We start from the raw sequence: 18,013 nt of genomic DNA on the forward strand, positions 1-18,013 counted from the left end.
CGGCTGCGGCGCGCCCGCGCGTCGGGAGAGGCCAAACGGGAGTAGGGACCGAAAAGGTCGTGACCCAGGTCACACCGACGAGTGAAATAAGCGGGGACGTGATCCCCGTTTGCATCTACGTCCCACGAAGCGGGGACGGCTTCCCCGTTTGGGGGAGTCCCATGCCGAGGAGGCACCGGAATGAAGACCCCCATCGCCGTCGTCGGCATCGAGGCCAAGGTCCCGCGTCCCCGCGCCGACGCCGTCCGCAACCGCGAACGCATCCTGGCCGCGGCCCGCGAGGTGCTCGTCGAACTCGGCTCGACCGCCCCCTTCGACGAGGTCGCCCGCCGGGCCGGGATCGGCAACGCCACGCTCTACCGACACTTCCCCGACCGGGCCACCCTGGTCCACCACGTGGTCCTGTACGTCATGGGCCGCGTCACCGTCCACGCGGAGAACGCCCTCGCCGAGGTCGCCTCGGCTGACGAAGGCGATGCCTTCGCCGCGCTGTGCCACTTCACGCACGCGGCCGCCGACGAGCGCATCGGGGCCCTGTGCCCCATGCTCTCCGGGGACTTCGACCAAGAGCATCCCGAACTCCTCGCGTCCCGAATGGCGTTGGAGCACGCCGTGCAGACGCTCGTGCGCACCGGCCAGGAGTCCGGGCTGCTCCGCCCGGACATCGGCGCGGGCGACCTGATCGTCGCCCTCTCCCAGCTCAGCCGTCCCCTCCCGGGTACCGGCTGCCCCGACATGGACCGCTTCGTCCACCGCCATCTCCAGCTGTTCCTCGACGGGTTGCGGGCTCCGGCGCGCTCCGTGCTGCCGGGTGCCCCGGCCGCCCTGGGGGACCTGAGGCGGAAAACCATGTGACGCCGCCGGGTCGCACCCCTTAGCGTCGTAAATCCTCCCTAAACCTTGCTTTTCAGTCATTCCGCACAGTGAGTGGGTACCCCCATGCCGAAAACAGCCGCGACCCTCGCGCCGGCTGCCGACCCCAGCCGCTGGAAGGCACTCGTCTTCATAGCCCTGGCCCAGCTGATGGTCGTCCTCGACGCGACCATCGTGAACATCGCCCTCCCGTCCGCCCAGACCGACCTCGGCATCTCGGACGGCAACCGACAGTGGGTCATCACCGCCTACGCGCTGGCCTTCGGCGGTCTCCTCCTCTTCGGCGGCCGCATCGCCGACAAGTGGGGCCGCAAGAACGCCTTCGTCGTCGGTCTGATCGGCTTCGCCCTGGCCTCCGCGCTCGGCGGCGCCGCCACCGGCGAGGCCATGATGCTGGGCTCCCGCGCCCTCCAGGGCGCCTTCGGCGCGCTGCTCGCCCCGGCCGCGCTCTCGCTGCTGGCGGTCATGTTCACCGACGCCAAGGAGCGGGCCAAGGCCTTCGGCATCTATGGCGCGATCGCGGGCGGCGGCGGCGCCGTCGGCCTGATCCTCGGCGGCTTCCTCACCGAGTACCTCAACTGGCGCTGGACCTTCTTCGTCAACATCCCCTTCGCGATCGTCGCGGCCGTCGGTGCCTGGTTCGTCATCCGTGAGCCCGCCGGCGCCCGCAACCCCGCCAAGCTCGACGTCCCCGGCGTGATCCTCTCCACCCTCGGTCTGGTCGCGCTGGTCTACGGCTTCACCCGCGCCGAGTCCGCCGGTTGGTCGGACACCGTGACCGTGGCGATGTTCATCGCCTCGGCGGCGCTGCTCACGGCCTTCGTCTACGTCGAGTCCAAGGTGAAGTCGCCGCTCCTGCCGCTGCGCGTCCTGCTGGAGCGCAACCGCGGCGGCGTCTACCTCTCCCTGGGCCTCGCCGTCATCTCGATGTTCGGCCTGTTCCTCTTCCTCACCTACTACCTCCAGGTCGTGAAGGGCTTCTCGCCTGTCAAGACCGGCTTCGCCTTCCTGCCGATGATCGCGGGCATGATCACGGGCTCCACGCAGATCGGCGCCCGCCTGATGACCCGCGTCCCGCCGCGGCTGCTGATGGGCCCGGGCTTCCTGCTCGCCGCCACCGGCATGCTGCTGCTGACGCAGCTCGAGGTCGGGTCCTCGTACCCGGCGCTGATCCTGCCGGCGCAGCTCCTGCTCGGCCTCGGCATGGGTTCGGCGTTCATGCCCGCCATGTCCCTGGCCACGCACGGGGTGAACCCGGCCGACGCCGGTGTCGCCTCCGCCATGGTCAACACCTCGCAGCAGGTCGGCGGCGCGATCGGCACCGCCCTGCTGAACACCATCGCCGCCTCCGCGACGACCGCGTACCTGACCGACCACGCGGCCGAGGCCGCGGCGGGCGGCCCGGCGGCCAAGCTGATCCAGGCCCAGGCCATGGTCGAGGGCTACTCCTCGGCCATCTGGTGGGCCGTCGGCATCCTGGTGACCAGCTCGCTGATCGCCTTCACCCTGATCACCACGGGCCGTCCCGGCGCGGGTGGCCCGGTGGCCTCCGGCGAGGGCGCCGAGGCTGAGATCAAGATCCCGGTGGTCGCCCACTGACCCCCGGGGCACGGGCCCGGGAATGACTGACGACCCCACTTCGTTCAAATTTGAACGAAGTGGGGTTAGTCTTGTTCCGTGGCCCCGCCCGACCAACGAGGAGCGCCCCGTGACCCGCATGCCGGCCCTGTACCTGAGCCACGGCGCGCCCCCGCTGGCCGACGACCCGGTCTGGCCCGGTGAACTCGCCGCCTGGTCCGCCGCCCTGCCCCGCCCCCGGGCGATCCTGATGGTCTCCGCCCACTGGGAGGAGGCCCCGCTCGCCCTCGGCGCCACCGAGCCCGTCCCGCTCGTGTACGACTTCTGGGGCTTCCCCGAGCACTACTACGGCGTGCGGTACGAGGCGCCGGGCGCCCCCGACCTGGCCGCCTCGGTACGGGCCCTGCTGCGGGCCCCGGGCACGCCCGTCCAGGACATCCCCGACCGGGGGCTGGACCACGGCGCGTACGTCCCGCTCGTCGAGATGTTCCCCGAGGCCGACATGCCGGTCCTCCAGATATCCATGCCGACCCTGGATCCGACCCGCCTCATGGACATCGGCCGCCGGCTCGCGCCGCTGCGCGACGAGGGCGTGCTGATCGTGGGCAGCGGGTTCTTCACGCACAACCTCGCCGCCCTGCGGCACGCCGGCCCGGGCGTGCCCGGCTGGTCCGCCGAGTTCGACGCCTGGGGCCGGGAGGCGCTGGCCGCCTCCGACGTCGACGCCCTGCTCGACTTCGAGACGAAGTCCCCCGCGGGCCGCCTCGCCCACCCGCGTACGGAACACTTCGCCCCGCTGTTCGTCACGCTGGGCGCGGCCGAGTCCACCGGCGACCTCGCGGCGCCCCGCACCGCGGTGGACGGCTACTGGATGGGCCTCTCGAAGCGCTCCCTCCAGTTCGGCTGACCCGAGGGCCCGACGGCCCGAGCACCCGAGCACCCGGGCGCCCGGATGTCCGAGCCGGTTTGGTACGGAAAGCGCCGCTTGTCGCGTATCCGGCCATTCGATCGCCAGTCCAGGCAACCAGAAGCCGACGAGGGCCGTCTTCAGGGTGGGAGTGCAGCCAAGGGCGTCGCTGTTCCCGGGTGAAGGTCGCCGTGTCGCATGTGACGGCGGTCTCACGGACGTGGTGGTCGTACAGCGCCCTGAGTGCTGGCAGGTCGGCCGCCACTCGGGGCCTGACCTGCACCTCTTCGAGATCCGACCGCACGCTGTCGCCTTCGGTGACGGGGCGTGGCGGGGCAGGATACTGCAAGATCTCGGAAAAGAGGGGCCAGCGTGGGAATTCTGTCCCGTTTCCAGTCGTTGTTTCCTTCGAAAGCGGGCACTCGGGAGAGTGTCCGAAGGACGCATCATCCGCACCACTCGGAGAAACACGACGCGTCCCGCAGCCGCACCGCGACCGAACTCATCGCATCGCAAGGGAGCACGCATGGCAACCCGCGCCGTCGCCCGCCGTCAGTCCACGAGCAGCGCTCGCGCCGTGGGCGGGGAGATCGCAGACCGTGACCTGGTCGGCATGTACCTCGACGAGATCGCGCGCACCCCGTTGCTCGACGCGGCCAAGGAAGTGGAGCTCTCGCAGATCATCGAGGCGGGCGTGTACGCCCGACAGATCCTCGACGACGCGATAGAGCGCACGGGGGAGACCCCGGCCCGCGAGGAGCTGGAGGCGCTCGCCGCCGAAGGCGAGCGCGCCAAGGAAGTCTTCATCCGCTCGAACCTCCGCCTCGTCGTGGCCGTCGCCCGCCGCTACCCGCGCAGCGGCCTGCCTCTGCTCGACCTCATCCAGGAGGGCAACGCGGGCCTGGTCCGCGCGGTCGAGAAGTTCGACTACGCCAAGGGCTTCAAGTTCTCCACCTACGCCACGTGGTGGATCCGCCAGGCCATCACCCGCTCCATCGCCGACCAGTCCCGCACCATCCGCCTCCCCGTCCACCTGGTCGAGGAGCTCGGCCGGATCCGTCGGGTGCAGCGCGAGTTCAACCGCGAGAACGGCCGCGACCCGGAGCACGCGGAGGTCGCCGCCGAGCTGGACTCGACGGAGAAGCGCGTCGGCGATGTCCTGGACTGGGCCCGTGACCCGGTCAGCCTCAACATGGCGGTGGACGACGACGGCGACACGCAGTTCGGTGACCTCCTGGAGGACACCTCGGCGATCTCCCCGGAGCAGTCCGTGCTGTCGCTGCTGCGCAGCGAGGAGCTGGAGGACCTGCTGGGCAAGCTCGACCAGCGCACCGCGTCGATCATCAAGATGCGTTACGGCATCGACGACGGTAGGGAGCGTACGCTGACGGAGGTGGGCAAGCAGCACGGCCTGACCCGTGAGCGGATCCGCCAGATCGAGAAGCACGCGTTGCTGGAACTGAAGAAGATGGCGCGTGACACCGGCTTCGACGCCGTGGCCTGACCGGCCCGCGAAGAAGCCCCCTCCACGAGCCCCCGGCGCCTAACCCCCCCCAGGTGCCGGGGGCTCTCTCGTACCCGGACCCCGGCCCCGGCCGCCCCTCGCCGCAGCCCGCCGGGACCCGCTCGGCGAGGGCCGCCGGCTACGCCCCCGCCGCCGAACTCAGCCGCCGCGCGAGCCCCCGCGCGCTGTCCGCCAGCGCCGCCGGCTCCCGCACCGCGAACCCCAACCCGGTCAGCGCCAGCCGCGCCGCCACCCATTCGGGCGCATCCCCGGTGTCGAACCGCACCCGGCAGCCGCCCGGCTCCTCCACGGCGTCCCCCCGCAGCCATCCCGGCAGGGCGTCCACCGGCGCGGCGAAACTCACCTCCACCCGGTACGTCTCCCCGCCCCGCAGCCCCCGCCGCACGAACTCCTCCGCCTCCATCGGCAGCGCCCGCGCGGCGAACCGCGCCCCCGTCGCGAACGGCTCGCTCACCCGGTCCACCCGGAACGTCCGCCAGTCCTCGCGCTCCAGGTCGTAGGCCACCAGGTACCACCGGCTCCCGGTGCTCACCAGCCGGTACGGCTCCACCAGCCGCCGGGTGGCCGCGCCGTCCCGGGCCCGATAGTCGAACCGAAGCCGCTCGGGCCCCGCCACCGCGGCCGCCATCGTCGTCAGGGTCCGCGGATCCACCGTCGCCCCGTCGCCCCGGGACACCGCGACCGTGGCCGACTGGAGCGCGCTCACCCTGCGGCGAAGCCGCGACGGCAGGACCTGTTCGAGCTTGGCGAGAGCCCGGACGGAGGCCTCCTCGATCCCCTCGATGGCGTGCCCGGCTCCCGCCCGCAGCCCCACCGCGATCGCCACGGCCTCCTCGTCGTCCAGCAGTAGCGGGGGCATCGCCGCACCCGCCACCAGCCGGTAGCCGCCCTCCGAGCCCAGCGTGGCCTCCACCGGGTACCCCAGCTCGCGCAGCCGGTCGATGTCCCGCCGGATCGTGCGGGCGCTCACGCTCAGGCGTTCCGCCAGCTCGCTCCCGGGCCATTCGCGCGGTGTCTGGAGAAGGGACAGCAGGGTGAGCAACCGCCCCGGGGTGTCGTTCATGGCTCCAGATTGCCGGCGAAATAGGTCACCGACTGACCTACATGCCGTCTAGGTTTCTCCCCATGAGCACCGAGACAGCCAAGGCATCGCCCGAAAGAGAGAACGGGCCCGTACAAGAAGAGCGGAACGACACCCTCCTTACCGACGCATCCGGCGCCTCAGGCGCCTCAGAGGCCGCCGTCGCCGCTGCCTCCCCCGGGGACCGCCGCCGCTGGCTGGCGCTCGCCATCGTGATGACCGCGGCCTTCATGGACCTCGTCGACGTCACGATCGTCAACATCGCGATACCCACCATGCGCGCGAACTTCGGTGCCTCCACCAGCGCGATCCAGTGGATCACCGCCGGGTACGCGCTCGCCTTCGCCGCCGGCCTCATCACCGGCGGCCGTCTCGGTGACATCTACGGCCGCAAGCGCGTCTTCCTCCTCGGCATCGCCGGTTTCACCGCCGCCTCGCTGCTCTGCGGCATCGCCGCCAACCCCTCCATGCTCGTCGCCTCCCGCGTCCTCCAGGGCGCCATGGCGGCCCTGATGGTCCCGCAGGTCCTGGCGATCATCCACGTCACCTTCCCGCCGCACGAGCGCGGCAAGGTCTTCGGCATGTTCGGCGCGATCGTCGGCCTCGGCGCCGTCTCGGGCCCGATGCTCGGCGCGCTGCTCACCGAGTGGAACCTGTTCGACCTCGAATGGCGCCCGATCTTCCTGATCAACCTGCCCGTCGGCATCGCCGGCGTGCTCCTGGGGCGCAAGTTCATCACCGAGTCCAAGGCCCCGAAGGCGCTGCGCCTCGACCTGGTCGGCGTCGTGCTCGCCACCCTGGCCCTGGTCATGCTGATCTTCCCGCTCACCCACGGCCGGGAGAACGACTGGCCGCTGTGGGGCTTCGTCTGCATGATCCTCTCGCCGGTGGTCTTCGCGGGCTTCATCGCGTACGAGAAGCACAAGATCCGCAAGGACGGCTCCCCGCTCGTGGAACTGTCCCTCTTCAAGGTCAAGAGCTTCGCGGGCGGCATCGCCGTCCAGCTGACCTTCGGCATCGCGACCGGCATCTTCTTCCTGGTCTGGACGCTGTACATGCAGATGGGCCTCGGCTGGAGCGCCCTGCGCGCCGGCACCACCGGCATCCCCTTCTCCATCGCCGTCTCGGTCGCCGCGGGCATGTCCGTGCAGAAGCTCGTACCGCGCTTCGGCCGCAAGGTGCTCCAGGCCGGTGCGCTCACCATGGCCGCGGGTCTGCTCCTCTACATCTGGGAGTCCGACCGCTACGGCATGGAGATCGCCTCCTGGCAGATGGCCGCCCCGCTGGTCGTCATGGGCATCGGCATGGGCCTGATCGTCGCGCCGCTGACCGACACCGTGCTCTCGCAGGTGCCGCGCGAGCACGCCGGGTCGGCCTCCGGCCTGATCAACACCACCGGTCAGATGGGCAACGCGCTGGGCCTGGGTCTGACGTCGGTCGTCTTCTTCGGGCTGATCGACGACGACCGGGTCCTCGGCGCCCCGTACGTCGAGGCCTTCCGCGGCGCGCTGTGGTGGGTCGCGGCGGTCCTGGTCCTGATCTTCGCGGTGATGTTCATGCTCCCGCGCAAGGCGGTCCCGATGGAGGAGCGCGAAGGCGCCCACTAGCCGCGGGGCAACGCACCGCGACGCACCGAACAACACCGCGTCGCACCGCGACGCACACACGGGCATGTCCGCTCCGAGAGAGCGGGCATGCCCGTTTGTTTTGTTTTCGAGCCCCAGTTTGTTTTGTTTTCGGAGAAAATTGGGCGTACCGTGCAAGGGAACACACACAGTCGGGCATTCGACGGACGTGAACGGACCTGAATCCACGTGTACGCACCTGAGCGCCAGCAAGAGATCCTCCGCCTCGCCCGCGAGGTCGGCCGGGTCGACGTCCTCTCCCTCGCCGACCGCTTCCAGGTCACGGCCGAGACGGTGCGACGCGACCTGACCGCCCTCGACCGGGCCGGCCTGGTCCGACGGGTGCACGGCGGGGCCATACCGGCCGGCCGCCTCGACTTCGAACCGGACCTCACCGAGCGCGAGGCCACCGCCGCCGACGAGAAGGACCGCATCGCGTCCGCCGCTCTCGCCGAACTGCCCGACGGCGGCAGCGTCATCCTCGACGCGGGCAGCACCGTCTCCCGGCTCGCGGCCGCCATCCCCGTCGAGTCGGCGCTGACCGTGGTCACGCACGCCCTGCCCGCCGCCGCCCGGCTCGCGGACCACACCGGCGTCGACCTCCACCTCGTGGGCGGCCGGGTCCGCCACCGCACCCGCGCCGCCGTCGACGCCTGGGCCCTGCGCGCGTACGGGGAGATCCGTGCGGACGTCCTCTTCCTCGCGACCAACGGCTTCACCCCGGACGGCGGTCTGACCACTCCCGACCTCGCCGAGGCCGCCGTCAAGAGCGCCGCCATGGCGGCGGCCCGCCGCGTGGTCCTGCTCACCGACTCCTCGAAGGCCGGGCAGGAGCACTTCGCGCGCTTCGGCGCCTTCGCGGACATCGACCTCCTCATCACGGACACGGGGCTCGACCCCGCTCACAAGGCGGCGATCGAGGCCGCCGGTACGGAAGTTGCGCTCGTATGATCCTCACCGTCACGCCCAACCCCTCCCTCGACCGGACCTACGAGGTCCCCTCGCTCGGCCGGGGCGACGTCCTGCGCGCCACCGGAGACCGGGTCGACCCGGGCGGCAAGGGCGTCAACGTCTCCCGCGCCGTCGCGGCCGCGGGCGTCCGCACGACCGCGGTCCTCCCGCTCGGCGGCGCCCCCGGCGCACTGATCGCCGAACTGCTGGGCGCGCAGGGCGTGGACGTGACGGCCGTCTCCATCGCCGGACAGACCCGCTCCAACATCTCCCTCGCCGAACCCGACGGCACCCTCACGAAGATCAACGCCCCGGGTCCGGAACTCGCCCCGGAGGAGTCGGCGTTGCTCCTGGAGACGGTCCGCACCCACGACGGCAGCCCCGCCTGGATCGCCTGCTGCGGCAGCCTGCCGCGCGGCCTGCGCCCCGAGTGGTACGCCGAACTGGTCGCCCGGGCCCACGAAGCGGGTGCCCGGATCGCCCTGGACACCTCCGGCCCGGCGCTCCTCGCGGCCCTCCCGGCCCGCCCCGACGTCATCAAGCCGAACGTCCACGAACTCGCCGCCGCGGTCGGCCGCCCGCTGGCCACCCTGGGCGACGTGCTCGACGCCGCCCGGGAACTGCGGGCCCTGGGCGCGCGGGCGGTACTGGCCTCCCTCGGAGCCGACGGCCAACTGCTGGTCGCCGCCGAGGGTGACCATTACGGCACCGCCCCGGCCGCCGATATCCGCAGCAACGTCGGGGCGGGCGACGCCTCCCTGGCCGGCTTCCTGATCGCCGGCGGCACCGGCCCCGCGGCCCTCGCCTCGGCCTTGGCCCACGGCGCGGCCGCCGTGCAACTGCCCGGCAGCGCCATGCCGACCCCCGCCGACCTGCGCCCCGACGCGGTCCGCGTGACCCGAGACCTGCCGCTCGACCTCCCCCTGACCGAACCCGCCGCGGTCTGAAGCGTGCGAAGGAGCCCGCGATGAGCGAGATGATCACCCCCGAGCTGGTCGACCTCGACCTGACCGCCGACTCGAAGGAGGCGGCGGCGCGCGAACTGGCGCGGCGGATGCTGTCCCTCGGCCGGGTCACCGACCTGGACGGGTTCCTGGCGGACGTGGCGGCGCGCGAGGCGCAGATGCCCACCGGCCTGGAGGGCGGGATAGGCATCCCGCACTGTCGCAGCGCGCACGTCACCGCCGCCACCCTGGCCTTCGGCCGGTCCGTCGCCGGCGTGGACTTCGGGGCACCGGACGGCCCCGCCGACCTGATCTTCCTGATCGCGGCCCCGGCCGGCGCCGACGACGCCCACCTCTCGATCCTCTCCTCCCTCGCGCGGCGCCTGATGCGCCCCGAGTTCGTGGCGGCCCTCCGCGCGGCCACCACCCCGGCCGAAGCCGCCGCCCTCGTCGCCGGCGCCGACACCCCCGCACCGAAGCCCGACGCGCCCGCCCCGCAGCCGAACGACCCGACGACGAACGACCCGACGACACCCGCCGCCCCGACGCCCCAGGCCCCGACGCCCCAGGCCCTGACGCCCGAGGCCGCCGCCCCCGACACCGAGGGCGCGGCGCGCCCGTTCCGGGTCGTGGCCGTCACCTCCTGCCCCACCGGGATCGCGCACACCTACATGGCCGCCGAGTCCCTCCAGCAGGCCGCCCGGGCCGCGGGCATCGAGATCCGGGTCGAGACCCAGGGCTCCGCCGGGTTCGCCCCGTTGGACCCCGCCGACATCGCCGCCGCCGACGCCGTCGTGTTCGCCCACGACGTACCCGTCCGCGACCGCGCCCGCTTCGCCGGGAAGGCCACCGTCGACGTCGGCGTCAAGGCCGGCATCAACCGCCCCGCCGAACTCCTCGCCGAAGCCCGCGAGAAGGCGGCCCGCGGCGAGACGGGGGCACCCGCCCCGACGCCCGTGGAGCAACAGGGTCAGGAGGCCGACGGCTACGGGTCGCGGTTGCGGACCTGGCTCATGTCCGGCGTCAGCTACATGGTCCCGTTCGTCGCCGCCGGCGGGCTGCTCATCGCCCTCGCCTTCGCCATCGGCGGCTACGAGATCAACACCGCCCCCTCGGTGGCCGAGCACTTCGTCTGGACCGAGGCCGCCAGTTGGGCCGCCCTCCTCTTCCAGACCGGCAGCCTCGCCTTCGGCTTCCTCGTCCCGGTCCTCGCCGGCTACATCGCCTACGGAATGGCCGACCGCCCGGGCCTGGTCCCCGGCTTCGTCGGCGGCGCGGTCGCGCTCACCATCAACGCGGGCTTCCTCGGCGGCCTGATCGCCGGTCTGATCGCGGGCGGCACCGTCCTCGCCGTGCAGCGGCTGCGGATCCCGACCGCCCTGCGCGGGATCATGCCCGTGGTCGTGCTGCCGCTCATCGGCTCCGCCGTGACCGCGTTCCTGATGTTCCTGGTCGTCGGCAAGCCCGTCGCCTCGCTCCAGAAGGCCCTCACCGACTGGCTGTCCGGCCTCTCCGGAGCCAACGCGGTCATCCTCGGCGTGATCCTCGGCCTGATGATGTGCTTCGACCTCGGCGGCCCGCTCAACAAGGTGGCCTACGCCTTCGCCATCGGCGGACTGGCCGCCCCCAACGAAGGCAGCCTGAAGGTCATGGCCGCGGTGATGGCCGCCGGCATGGTGCCGCCCCTCGCGCTGGCCCTGGCCACCACCGTTCGCGGCCGGCTCTTCTCGAAGGCCGAACGGGAGAACGGGAAGGCCGCCTGGTTCCTGGGCGCCTCCTTCATCACCGAGGGCGCCATCCCCTTCGCGGCGGCCGACCCGCTGCGCGTGATCCCGGCCGCCATGGCCGGCGGCGCCGTCACCGGCGCCCTCTCGATGGCCTTCGAGTGCACCCTGCGGGCCCCCCACGGCGGGATCTTCGTCGTCCCGCTGATCGGCAACCCGTTCCTCTACCTGGTCGCCATCGCCGCCGGCACGGTGACGGCCGCCGGCCTGGTCATCCTCCTCAAGGGACTGCGCGGGCAGCCGCAGGGCGCGCAGGGCCCCGGCGGGGAGGCCGACGCCGAGAACGCACCCTTGACCGTCGCCGCCTGACCCGGCCGCCCCCGCCTCACCGAACCCGCGCGCGGAGCTCCATGGCTCCGCGCGCGGTGGTCTCGCTCTCGTAGACCTCGCACATGTGCCGCCCGTCCGGCGTCGCCGTGTGCTCGACCTCCCACAGGCTGACCTCGGACCCGTCCAGCAGGACGAACGCGTGCTCGTACAGGCTGAATCCCGCGTCCCGCCCGGACGTCAGGCTCCGCCTCCCGCCGAACGCCTGGGTGATCTGGTGCGCGTACGCGGACCGCAGCCGCTCCGCCAACCGCTCGCCCGGGCGATCCACGTTCTCCGCGCGCCGCAGCACCCGCCGGGCGTGGTCGGCGGACTGCTCCACCGTGTACTCCCGGTGCCGCAGCGAGGGGCCCGGAGCCGTGAACAGCGCGCCGAGCGCCGCCATGTCGTCGGCCGACCCGCCCCCGGCCGGGGACGCCGCGAGGTCCCGGGCCACCCGCGCGGGAACCTCCCCGAAGAGCCGGGTCACGGCCATGCAGAGGTCCGACTTGTTCGCGAACACCTCGTGCCGGACGGCCCGGTCACCCTCCTGCCGGTACGCCAACTCCCACAGCGACTCCGAACCCCCGTCGGCCAGCAGGTACGTGTGCCAGTGGGTCTCCCGCCACAGCCCCGCCGACGGGCTGTGGTGCGTGGTGGACAGCGAGGAGCTGTGGGCGAGCGCCGTCCCGAGGCGTTCGACCAGGAGGTCCGGCAGATCGAAGGAGTTGAGGGCGCGGCCCAGGAGTCGATCGAGGTGCGCCTCGGTTGTCTCGTACGGATCGCTCAAGGTGGGTCTCCAGGCCGTCGCAGCTTGTCACTTCGCAGAAGCTCAACGTAACGCCTGGCTCTGACATCACGTCCGGGGTTCGGTAAAACGTCCGGGAAGCATCGGGGGTTCCCGCCACCCCTTCAGGTCAACTTGTGTACGAATAGGCATGATTGGACCCGGTCTGGGGCATGGCGCGCGACCATGGGTCCCATGGCAACGAACACAGTGGGCGTCCCGCGGCAGCAGGGTCGCCCCGACACCCGACGCGAGGATCGACCCGACGCCCCCGGAAGGGGGTTGGCGTGGCTGCTCGTGCTCACGGGGGCCGCCGGAGTGCTGGCCTCCTGGGTCATCACCCTCGACAAGTTCCTCCTGCTGGAGGACCCGAACTTCAAGCCCGCCTGCAGCCTCAACCCCGTGGTCTCCTGCGGCAGCGTGATGAAGAGCGACCAGGCGGCCGCCTTCGGCTTCCCCAATCCCATGCTGGGGTTGGCGGCGTACGCGGTCGTGGTCTGCGTGGGCATGGGCCTGCTGGCCGGCGCCCACTACCGGGGCTGGTTCTGGCTCGGCCTGAACGCGGGCACCCTCTTCGGCACCGTCTTCTGCGGCTGGCTGATGGTCCAGTCCCTCTACGAGATCAACGCGCTCTGCCTGTGGTGCTGTCTCGCCTGGGTGGCGACGCTGCTGATGTTCTGGGCGGTCACCGCCCACACCGTCGCCGCGGGCATCCTTCCCGCGCCGGGCCCGGTACGGGGGTTCTTCACCGAATTCGGCTGGGCCCCGCCCGCGTTGCACCTCGGCGTGATCGGCATGCTGATCCTGACCCGGTGGTGGGAGTTCTGGACGAGCTGACGGCTGACGACGTGCAAGGGCCCCGGCAGCTGGTGGCTGCCGGGGCCCTCGTCACACCGCTCCACGGGCACCGCGGCCCGGACATGAGGGGGAGCGGAGATCAGCTGCCGAGGGAGCCGTTGCCGGACAGGACCGGGATGTTGTCCAGGATGTGCGAGAGCGGCTCGTCGCCCTTGGCCTGGGTGGAGTTCTCGGTGCACTGCTGGTTCTGCGGGTTGGACAGGACGTTGATGTCCTGGACACCGATGTTGAGCAGGGCAATCAGCGACTGGGCGTTGACCTTGGCCGGCAGGCCGATGCAGGGCTTGTTCAGGGTGCCCTGGACCAGGCCGAGCTGCGGGCTCAGGTCGCCGCTGGTCTTCTGGTTGCCGTAGATCTGCGAGGCACCGTTGCCGTTGACGGTGTTGATCCCGTTGTCGTTGCCGATGGCCATGGCCGGGGCGGCGGCAGCAGCGCCCGCGCCGACGGCAACGGCGGAAACCGCGGCGGCGGTCATGATCTTCTTGAGCATCATTGGTCCTTTTGTCGCACGAGTGCCCGCTAGTGGAGCGCCCTGATCAACTGCCCGGTGCCTGGTTGGTTCCGCTGCTTCACTCAAACGGCCCGCTTGGGGCGCGCTTTTCCCCAACCCGGGTGAGGCGGCTCCGGACGCGTGCGCGAAGGCCGTACGCAGCCCTCAGTGGGTGGGGTCGGCGGCGGTGTTCCGGTTGCGGAGCGTACGAGGTGTTCGCACGGTGGGTAAGGAAGCGGATCGCTCGGGTCCGCATTCGTGCGACCAGAAGGAAGATTCATGCACCGCAAGAAGTCGTTCCGCGCCCGCGTCCTCGTCCCCTCTGCCCTCGCGGTCACCATACTGTCCGGCGCGGTCGCCCCCGCGAGCGCCGCCGACAGCGGCGCGGGCGCGGCTCTCACGCGACGCGTGGAAGCCGTACAGGAACAGATCGAAGCCATCGAGGCCCGCGCGGCCGCAGGCCCGATCGACGATCTGCTCGCCACGCTCCGTACGACGCTGGAGGGGCTGCTCAAGTCCCTGGAGGGCCTGTTGCCGGCCGGGGTGAAGCTGCCGCCGATCCAACTGCCCACGCTGCCCGCGCTGCCGGAGATCCCGACCGTCCCGCAGGTTCCGGTGGAGATCCCCAAGCTCCCGGAGATCCCCGCGGTGCCCGCTGCCCCGGCGGTGCCCGCGGTGCCGGCCGTCCCCGCCCTGCCGGTGAACCTGGTGCCCGACATCCCGGACGTCCCCGACGTGCCGTAGGCGTCGAGGCGGCGGCGCGGGGCGGCCCGGGAGGGCGCCGTGGTTACGACTATTGGGCTGAACAGGTCTGATTAGGTGCCCACCCGTGTCGTTTGGGAACCAGAACCGTTTCGCTCGGTGTGAGCCCCGGGATCGGGGCAGGACGTCGAAGAGAAGGTGCACTTCCCATGAACTCTGCTGCCAAGAAGGCCGCCGTGGCCCTGGCCTCCGCTGGTCTCGCTGTGGCCGGTGCCGCGGGCGCCGCTTCCGCCGACTCCGCGGCCGAGGGCGCGGCCGTGGGTTCCCCCGGTGTCCTCTCGGGCAACCTGGCCCAGGTGCCGGTCCACATCCCGGTCAACGTCTGCGGCAACTCGGTCGACGTCATCGGCCTGCTGAACCCCGCGTTCGGCAACGTCTGCGTCAACGACTGACGTCAGTCGATCTCATGACTGTGGGCGCCCCGGCCTCGCCGGTGGCGCCCACGGTCATGTCGCGTCCGGTCGGATTCAGCGACCGCCGTTGAGGTCCACGCCGCCGAGCAGCGGGGAGGCCTGGGTGGCGCCGTTCGCGAGCTTGAGGGTCTCGCCCGGCAGGTCGTTGCGGGCCTTGTTGACCGTCTGCACGGTGCCGACGACCTTGCCCAGGCTGTCGCCCTGCTCGGCCAGCGCCTCGTTGGGAAGGTTCTCGGTGGCGCCGGTGGCGGCCGTCAGCGCGTCACTCAGTCCCCCGGTCAGGCTCATGGGGGGCATCGCGGCCGGGGTCCCGGCGGCGAAGGAGGGGGACGCGGCGCCGAGGAGGGCCACGGAACCGGCGACGACAGCGGCGACCTTCGTGAACTTCATTTTCGAAATCCTTTTCCAGCGGCGACCGTCGCGCCGCTTTCGACCTGGCTAACGATTCCCCGCCGATACGGAAACGCGCGAGCGAACGCGGCAACGGCCGGAGAATCCACCAGGGATTCTCCGGCCGATATTTCTTCTGATTACCGGTATTGCCGGTCAGGCGATACGGGACCTTCGGTACAGAATGGCGCCGCCCAGGATCAGGGCCGTGGCGAGGGCGGCCGCGGCGGCCGATTCACCCGCTCCGGTCGCCGCCAGTTCCCGTTCCCGTGCCGCGGCCGGCGCGGGGACGGCGACCATCGGCGGGAGGGCGGGTGCCGGAGCGGTGACCGGAGCCGGAGCCGGCGCGGGTGCCGGTACCGGGGGCAGGTGGACGGGGAGGTCGCCGGCGGGAGCGGCCGGCGGCTGGTCCGCGGGGCGTACGACCTCGGGCGCCGGGGCCGGGGCGGGGTGCGTCACGGGCATGCTGCCGCGCGGCGGCCCGGTGACCTCGTCCTCGAACGACGGACCCGGGGCGGGCGCCGGGAGCGTCTTGGGCTGCTCCCACTCGGGCTCGGGCGCCGGAAGCGTCTGGGGCGCCTCCTGGACCGGGGCGGGCGCCTCGGGCATCGGAACCGGCTCGGGCAGCGGCTTGGGGGCAGGGTGCTCCGCGACGGGCCCCGGCAGCGGGTGCGGCTGGGGCAGCGGCCTCGGCGCCGGGGGCGCCGGGTGGGGCACCGGGGTCGGGTGCTCGGCCTGCGGGCGCGGCTCGGGGTTCGGGGGGCCGACCGGCGGGTGGCCGTCGCACTCCTCCTCCGCGCTCCCGTGGCCGCCCTGGTGGCGGGGGTCGTCGTGGCGGGCCTCGTCGTGGCGGGCCGCAGCGTGCCGGGGTGCCGCGTGCCGGGGCGCCTGCCTGCGGGGCTCTTCGTCCCGCTGCTGCGGCATCGCGTGCCGGCCGCCCTGGCGCTCGTCGAGGTAGCGCTCGAACATCGCGGCGTGCTCGGGGCTGAGGTGGCGCTCGTAGTCGTAGGCGGCGTCGGAGCCGGTGGTGGTGGCGCAGGTGTTGCCCATCGAGGGGTTGAGCGCGGCACCCCCGTCCACGCTGTTGCCGCACACGTTCGGCGCGAAGGTGATCGGTACCGAGACGCTGTTGCCGGACAGCACCCCCGGTGAGTGCGAGGCCTCGGCCATCGCCCCGGGCTGCGCGTGGGCCGCGCCGGTCGCGATCGACAGCAGGCTGGAGGCGGCCGCCGCCGTGAGCATCCCCTTGCCCAGCACCTGTCGGCTCAGTACCTGTCGCATGGGTCCTTCCCTGTCTACCGGCGCTGGGGCCGGTGCTGGATCGAAGGAGGCCTCGGAGTGCACCGCCGTGCACTCCGAGGCCACCCCGAGGAGGTTCGCCCTTGCGGGCGCAGTCGCTTCGTCAGGCGTTGACGCAGGTGTTGCCGAACGCGGGGTTCAGCAGGGCGATCACGTTGACGGTGTTGCCGCAGACGTTGACCGGGACGTGCACCGGAACCTGGACGAGGTTTCCGGAGGCGACGCCGGGGGAGCCGATGGCCTGGCCCTCGGCGGCCGAGTCGGCCATGGCGGGGGAGGCGGCACCGGCGGCCATCAGCACGCCGGCGGCCAGCACCAGTGCCTTCTTGTACGTCATTTGTTTTCGATCCTTCCCGCAGAGGCGTATCCACTGCACACATAACAACGAGCGGGTCCGGCAAAAGAAACCGGGAATTTTCCCGGGCCGTTCCGCATTTCACTCCGATGCTCGCGCGCTAAAAGTCGCGCGGGTGTGGAATTAGTCGGCGGATTTCCGCGGCTCGCGGTAATTCGAGCGGCCTCGGACGCGGCGAGGCCGCGTCGGACGCGGCGAGGCCGCCGCGACCCGAAGGTGCGACGGCCTCGTTCCCCGGACCCGGCCGGGGGAATGCCCACGTACGGGGCGGCGGTCAGCTGCCGGCGGAGGCGTTGCCGGAGAGGACCGGGATGTTGCTGAGGATGTGCGACAGGGCCTCGTCACCCTTGGCCTGGGTGGAGTTCTCGGTGCACTGCTGGTTCTGCGGGCTGGACAGGACCGGGATGTCCTGGACGCCGACGTTGACCAGGGCCAGCACCGACTGCACGTTGGCCTTCGCCGGCAGGGCGATGCAGGGCTTGTTGAAGGAGCCCTGGATGAGCGCCATCTGCGGGCTCATGTTGCCGTACGTGGCCTGGTTGCCGTAGATCTGCGCCGAGTTGTTGCCGTTGGCGGTGTTGATGCCGCCGTCGTTGCCGATGGCCATGGCCGACGGGGCCATCGCGGCACCGAGACCCACGACGGAGGCGGCAACCGCTGCGCCGGCCACAAACTTCTTGATCATTGTCGTCCCTTTTTTGGCAGGATTGCCCGGTACTGGAGCATGCGGATCAACGGCGCTGCCCCGGCTCGGGTTGCGTGTCTTCACTCGGATGCCGAAGTTTCGGGCGCCGCGGTTGACGTCGGGCGTTGACGTCGTCGGCGTCGCACGGGGGCGGGTGCCGTGGGTGAGGCCGTTCGTCGGGGCGTCGTCCCCGGTGCGCCGGCCCCTTCCGGACTCCGTTTTCCCTTTCGGTTCCGAGCGGTGGAGCAACCCCCATAACGACCCGCCCACTTTTACGGCAGCTGTAGATAGCCGCTGGTGTGCTGGCTGGTCATGGTGTGGTGTCGGCGTAGGTGTGCCAACGGCGGTGGCAGAGGCGGGCGCGGTGTTGATGGCGGCGGCGCCAGGTGGACCACCACAG

At 71.7% G+C, this 18,013-nt stretch carries 18 protein-coding genes; 11 read left to right on the forward strand and 7 right to left on the reverse strand.

Features of this window, described 5'->3' with window-relative positions; translation table 11 throughout:
• The first annotated feature begins 180 nt into the window (after nt 1-180).
• From OTB19_RS30175 to OTB19_RS30195, 4 genes are all read left to right on the forward strand, one after another.
• Entirely contained in the window at nt 181-855 is a 675-nt protein-coding gene (locus tag OTB19_RS30175) for a TetR/AcrR family transcriptional regulator (RefSeq protein WP_267801772.1), read from the forward strand.
• An 84-nt stretch (nt 856-939) separates the two neighbouring features.
• Nucleotides 940-2,472 carry an MFS transporter gene (locus tag OTB19_RS30180; protein ID WP_267801773.1) on the forward strand — a complete coding sequence of 511 codons (1,533 nt, stop codon included), beginning with the start codon at nt 940-942 and terminating at the stop codon, nt 2,470-2,472.
• Between the two features lie 118 nt (nt 2,473-2,590).
• Nucleotides 2,591-3,358: a dioxygenase gene (locus OTB19_RS30185; RefSeq protein ID WP_267801791.1), complete on the forward strand. Its 768-nt coding sequence runs from the start codon at nt 2,591-2,593 to the stop codon at nt 3,356-3,358.
• A gap of 526 nt (nt 3,359-3,884) precedes the next feature.
• Entirely contained in the window at nt 3,885-4,862 is a 978-nt protein-coding gene (locus tag OTB19_RS30195) for a sigma-70 family RNA polymerase sigma factor (RefSeq protein ID WP_267801775.1), read from the forward strand.
• A 139-nt stretch (nt 4,863-5,001) separates the two neighbouring features.
• On the opposite strand, the gene OTB19_RS30200 is transcribed toward OTB19_RS30195, so the two are convergent.
• The gene (locus OTB19_RS30200; RefSeq protein WP_267801776.1) at nt 5,002-5,946 is read right to left on the reverse strand and encodes a helix-turn-helix transcriptional regulator; all 945 of its coding nucleotides are present in this window, start codon (nt 5,944-5,946) and stop codon (nt 5,002-5,004) included.
• Between the two features lie 62 nt (nt 5,947-6,008).
• On the opposite strand from OTB19_RS30200, the gene OTB19_RS30205 reads away from it, so the two are divergent.
• The 4 genes from OTB19_RS30205 (at nt 6,009) to OTB19_RS30220 (ending at nt 11,577) form a co-directional block, all read left to right on the forward strand.
• Nucleotides 6,009-7,571 (forward strand): MFS transporter, encoded by a 1,563-nt coding sequence (locus tag OTB19_RS30205; protein ID WP_267801777.1) that lies wholly within the window; start codon nt 6,009-6,011, stop codon nt 7,569-7,571.
• A gap of 207 nt (nt 7,572-7,778) precedes the next feature.
• Nucleotides 7,779-8,540, forward strand: coding sequence for a DeoR/GlpR family DNA-binding transcription regulator (locus OTB19_RS30210; RefSeq protein ID WP_267801778.1), 762 nt, complete (start codon nt 7,779-7,781; stop codon nt 8,538-8,540).
• Complete coding sequence (gene pfkB / locus OTB19_RS30215) at nt 8,537-9,487, forward strand: 1-phosphofructokinase (protein WP_267801779.1); 951 nt, start codon at nt 8,537-8,539, stop codon at nt 9,485-9,487. The genes OTB19_RS30210 and pfkB overlap by 4 nt, the downstream gene beginning before the upstream one ends.
• A 20-nt stretch (nt 9,488-9,507) precedes the next feature.
• The gene (locus OTB19_RS30220; protein WP_267801780.1) at nt 9,508-11,577 is read left to right on the forward strand and encodes a PTS fructose transporter subunit IIABC; all 2,070 of its coding nucleotides are present in this window, start codon (nt 9,508-9,510) and stop codon (nt 11,575-11,577) included.
• 16 nt (nt 11,578-11,593) lie between these two features.
• Here the strand turns inward: OTB19_RS30220 and OTB19_RS30225 are convergent, their stop codons facing one another.
• The gene (locus tag OTB19_RS30225; RefSeq protein ID WP_267801781.1) at nt 11,594-12,364 is read right to left on the reverse strand and encodes a DUF6227 family protein; all 771 of its coding nucleotides are present in this window, start codon (nt 12,362-12,364) and stop codon (nt 11,594-11,596) included.
• A gap of 183 nt (nt 12,365-12,547) precedes the next feature.
• Here OTB19_RS30225 and OTB19_RS30230 point away from each other — a divergent pair, with 183 nt between their 5' ends.
• Nucleotides 12,548-13,198 (forward strand): vitamin K epoxide reductase family protein, encoded by a 651-nt coding sequence (locus OTB19_RS30230; protein ID WP_420716945.1) that lies wholly within the window; start codon nt 12,548-12,550, stop codon nt 13,196-13,198.
• Nucleotides 13,199-13,298: 100 nt separating this feature from the next.
• Here the strand turns inward: OTB19_RS30230 and OTB19_RS30235 are convergent, their stop codons facing one another.
• Complete coding sequence (locus tag OTB19_RS30235) at nt 13,299-13,709, reverse strand: rodlin (protein WP_267801783.1); 411 nt, start codon at nt 13,707-13,709, stop codon at nt 13,299-13,301.
• 279 nt (nt 13,710-13,988) lie between these two features.
• Here OTB19_RS30235 and OTB19_RS30240 point away from each other — a divergent pair, with 279 nt between their 5' ends.
• Together OTB19_RS30240 and OTB19_RS30245 are read left to right on the forward strand one after the other, a co-directional pair.
• A complete protein-coding gene (locus OTB19_RS30240) occupies nt 13,989-14,453 on the forward strand; it encodes a hypothetical protein (RefSeq protein WP_267801784.1) in 465 nt (154 codons plus the stop codon).
• A 167-nt stretch (nt 14,454-14,620) separates the two neighbouring features.
• On the forward strand, nt 14,621-14,863 hold the full coding sequence (locus OTB19_RS30245) for a chaplin (RefSeq protein ID WP_164324667.1): 243 nt from the start codon (nt 14,621-14,623) through the stop codon (nt 14,861-14,863).
• 75 nt (nt 14,864-14,938) lie between these two features.
• Here the strand turns inward: OTB19_RS30245 and OTB19_RS30250 are convergent, their stop codons facing one another.
• The 4 genes from OTB19_RS30250 to OTB19_RS30265 all read right to left on the reverse strand — a co-directional run bounded on the left by OTB19_RS30250 (nt 14,939) and on the right by OTB19_RS30265 (nt 17,613).
• Nucleotides 14,939-15,274: a hypothetical protein gene (locus tag OTB19_RS30250; protein ID WP_267801786.1), complete on the reverse strand. Its 336-nt coding sequence runs from the start codon at nt 15,272-15,274 to the stop codon at nt 14,939-14,941.
• A gap of 156 nt (nt 15,275-15,430) precedes the next feature.
• On the reverse strand, nt 15,431-16,555 hold the full coding sequence (locus OTB19_RS30255; protein ID WP_267801787.1) for a chaplin: 1,125 nt from the start codon (nt 16,553-16,555) through the stop codon (nt 15,431-15,433).
• 121 nt (nt 16,556-16,676) lie between these two features.
• Entirely contained in the window at nt 16,677-16,910 is a 234-nt protein-coding gene (locus OTB19_RS30260) for a chaplin (protein WP_324289527.1), read from the reverse strand.
• Nucleotides 16,911-17,202: 292 nt separating this feature from the next.
• Nucleotides 17,203-17,613 (reverse strand): rodlin, encoded by a 411-nt coding sequence (locus OTB19_RS30265; protein WP_053679627.1) that lies wholly within the window; start codon nt 17,611-17,613, stop codon nt 17,203-17,205.
• Nucleotides 17,614-18,013 lie beyond the last annotated feature (400 nt).

Source organism: Streptomyces sp. H27-H5 (genome assembly GCF_026627505.1).
Lineage (GTDB): Bacteria > Actinomycetota > Actinomycetes > Streptomycetales > Streptomycetaceae > Streptomyces.

Bases quoted from the DNA above. Each gene is read 5' to 3' on its own strand.
- OTB19_RS30235 (WP_267801783.1), bottom strand. From the start codon at position 13,709: ATGCTCAAGAAGATCATGACCGCCGCCGCGGTTTCCGCCGTTGCCGTC.
- OTB19_RS30255 (WP_267801787.1), bottom strand. From the start codon at position 16,555: ATGCGACAGGTACTGAGCCGACAGGTGCTGGGCAAGGGGATGCTCACG.
- OTB19_RS30200 (WP_267801776.1), bottom strand. From the start codon at position 5,946: ATGAACGACACCCCGGGGCGGTTGCTCACCCTGCTGTCCCTTCTCCAG.
- OTB19_RS30250 (WP_267801786.1), bottom strand. From the start codon at position 15,274: ATGAAGTTCACGAAGGTCGCCGCTGTCGTCGCCGGTTCCGTGGCCCTC.
- OTB19_RS30220 (WP_267801780.1), top strand. From the start codon at position 9,508: ATGAGCGAGATGATCACCCCCGAGCTGGTCGACCTCGACCTGACCGCC.
- OTB19_RS30195 (WP_267801775.1), top strand. From the start codon at position 3,885: ATGGCAACCCGCGCCGTCGCCCGCCGTCAGTCCACGAGCAGCGCTCGC.
- pfkB (WP_267801779.1), top strand. From the start codon at position 8,537: ATGATCCTCACCGTCACGCCCAACCCCTCCCTCGACCGGACCTACGAG.
- OTB19_RS30265 (WP_053679627.1), bottom strand. From the start codon at position 17,613: ATGATCAAGAAGTTTGTGGCCGGCGCAGCGGTTGCCGCCTCCGTCGTG.
- OTB19_RS30240 (WP_267801784.1), top strand. From the start codon at position 13,989: ATGCACCGCAAGAAGTCGTTCCGCGCCCGCGTCCTCGTCCCCTCTGCC.
- OTB19_RS30260 (WP_324289527.1), bottom strand. From the start codon at position 16,910: ATGACGTACAAGAAGGCACTGGTGCTGGCCGCCGGCGTGCTGATGGCC.
- OTB19_RS30205 (WP_267801777.1), top strand. From the start codon at position 6,009: ATGAGCACCGAGACAGCCAAGGCATCGCCCGAAAGAGAGAACGGGCCC.
- OTB19_RS30175 (WP_267801772.1), top strand. From the start codon at position 181: ATGAAGACCCCCATCGCCGTCGTCGGCATCGAGGCCAAGGTCCCGCGT.
- OTB19_RS30185 (WP_267801791.1), top strand. From the start codon at position 2,591: ATGCCGGCCCTGTACCTGAGCCACGGCGCGCCCCCGCTGGCCGACGAC.
- OTB19_RS30245 (WP_164324667.1), top strand. From the start codon at position 14,621: ATGAACTCTGCTGCCAAGAAGGCCGCCGTGGCCCTGGCCTCCGCTGGT.
- OTB19_RS30230 (WP_420716945.1), top strand. From the start codon at position 12,548: ATGGGTCCCATGGCAACGAACACAGTGGGCGTCCCGCGGCAGCAGGGT.
- OTB19_RS30180 (WP_267801773.1), top strand. From the start codon at position 940: ATGCCGAAAACAGCCGCGACCCTCGCGCCGGCTGCCGACCCCAGCCGC.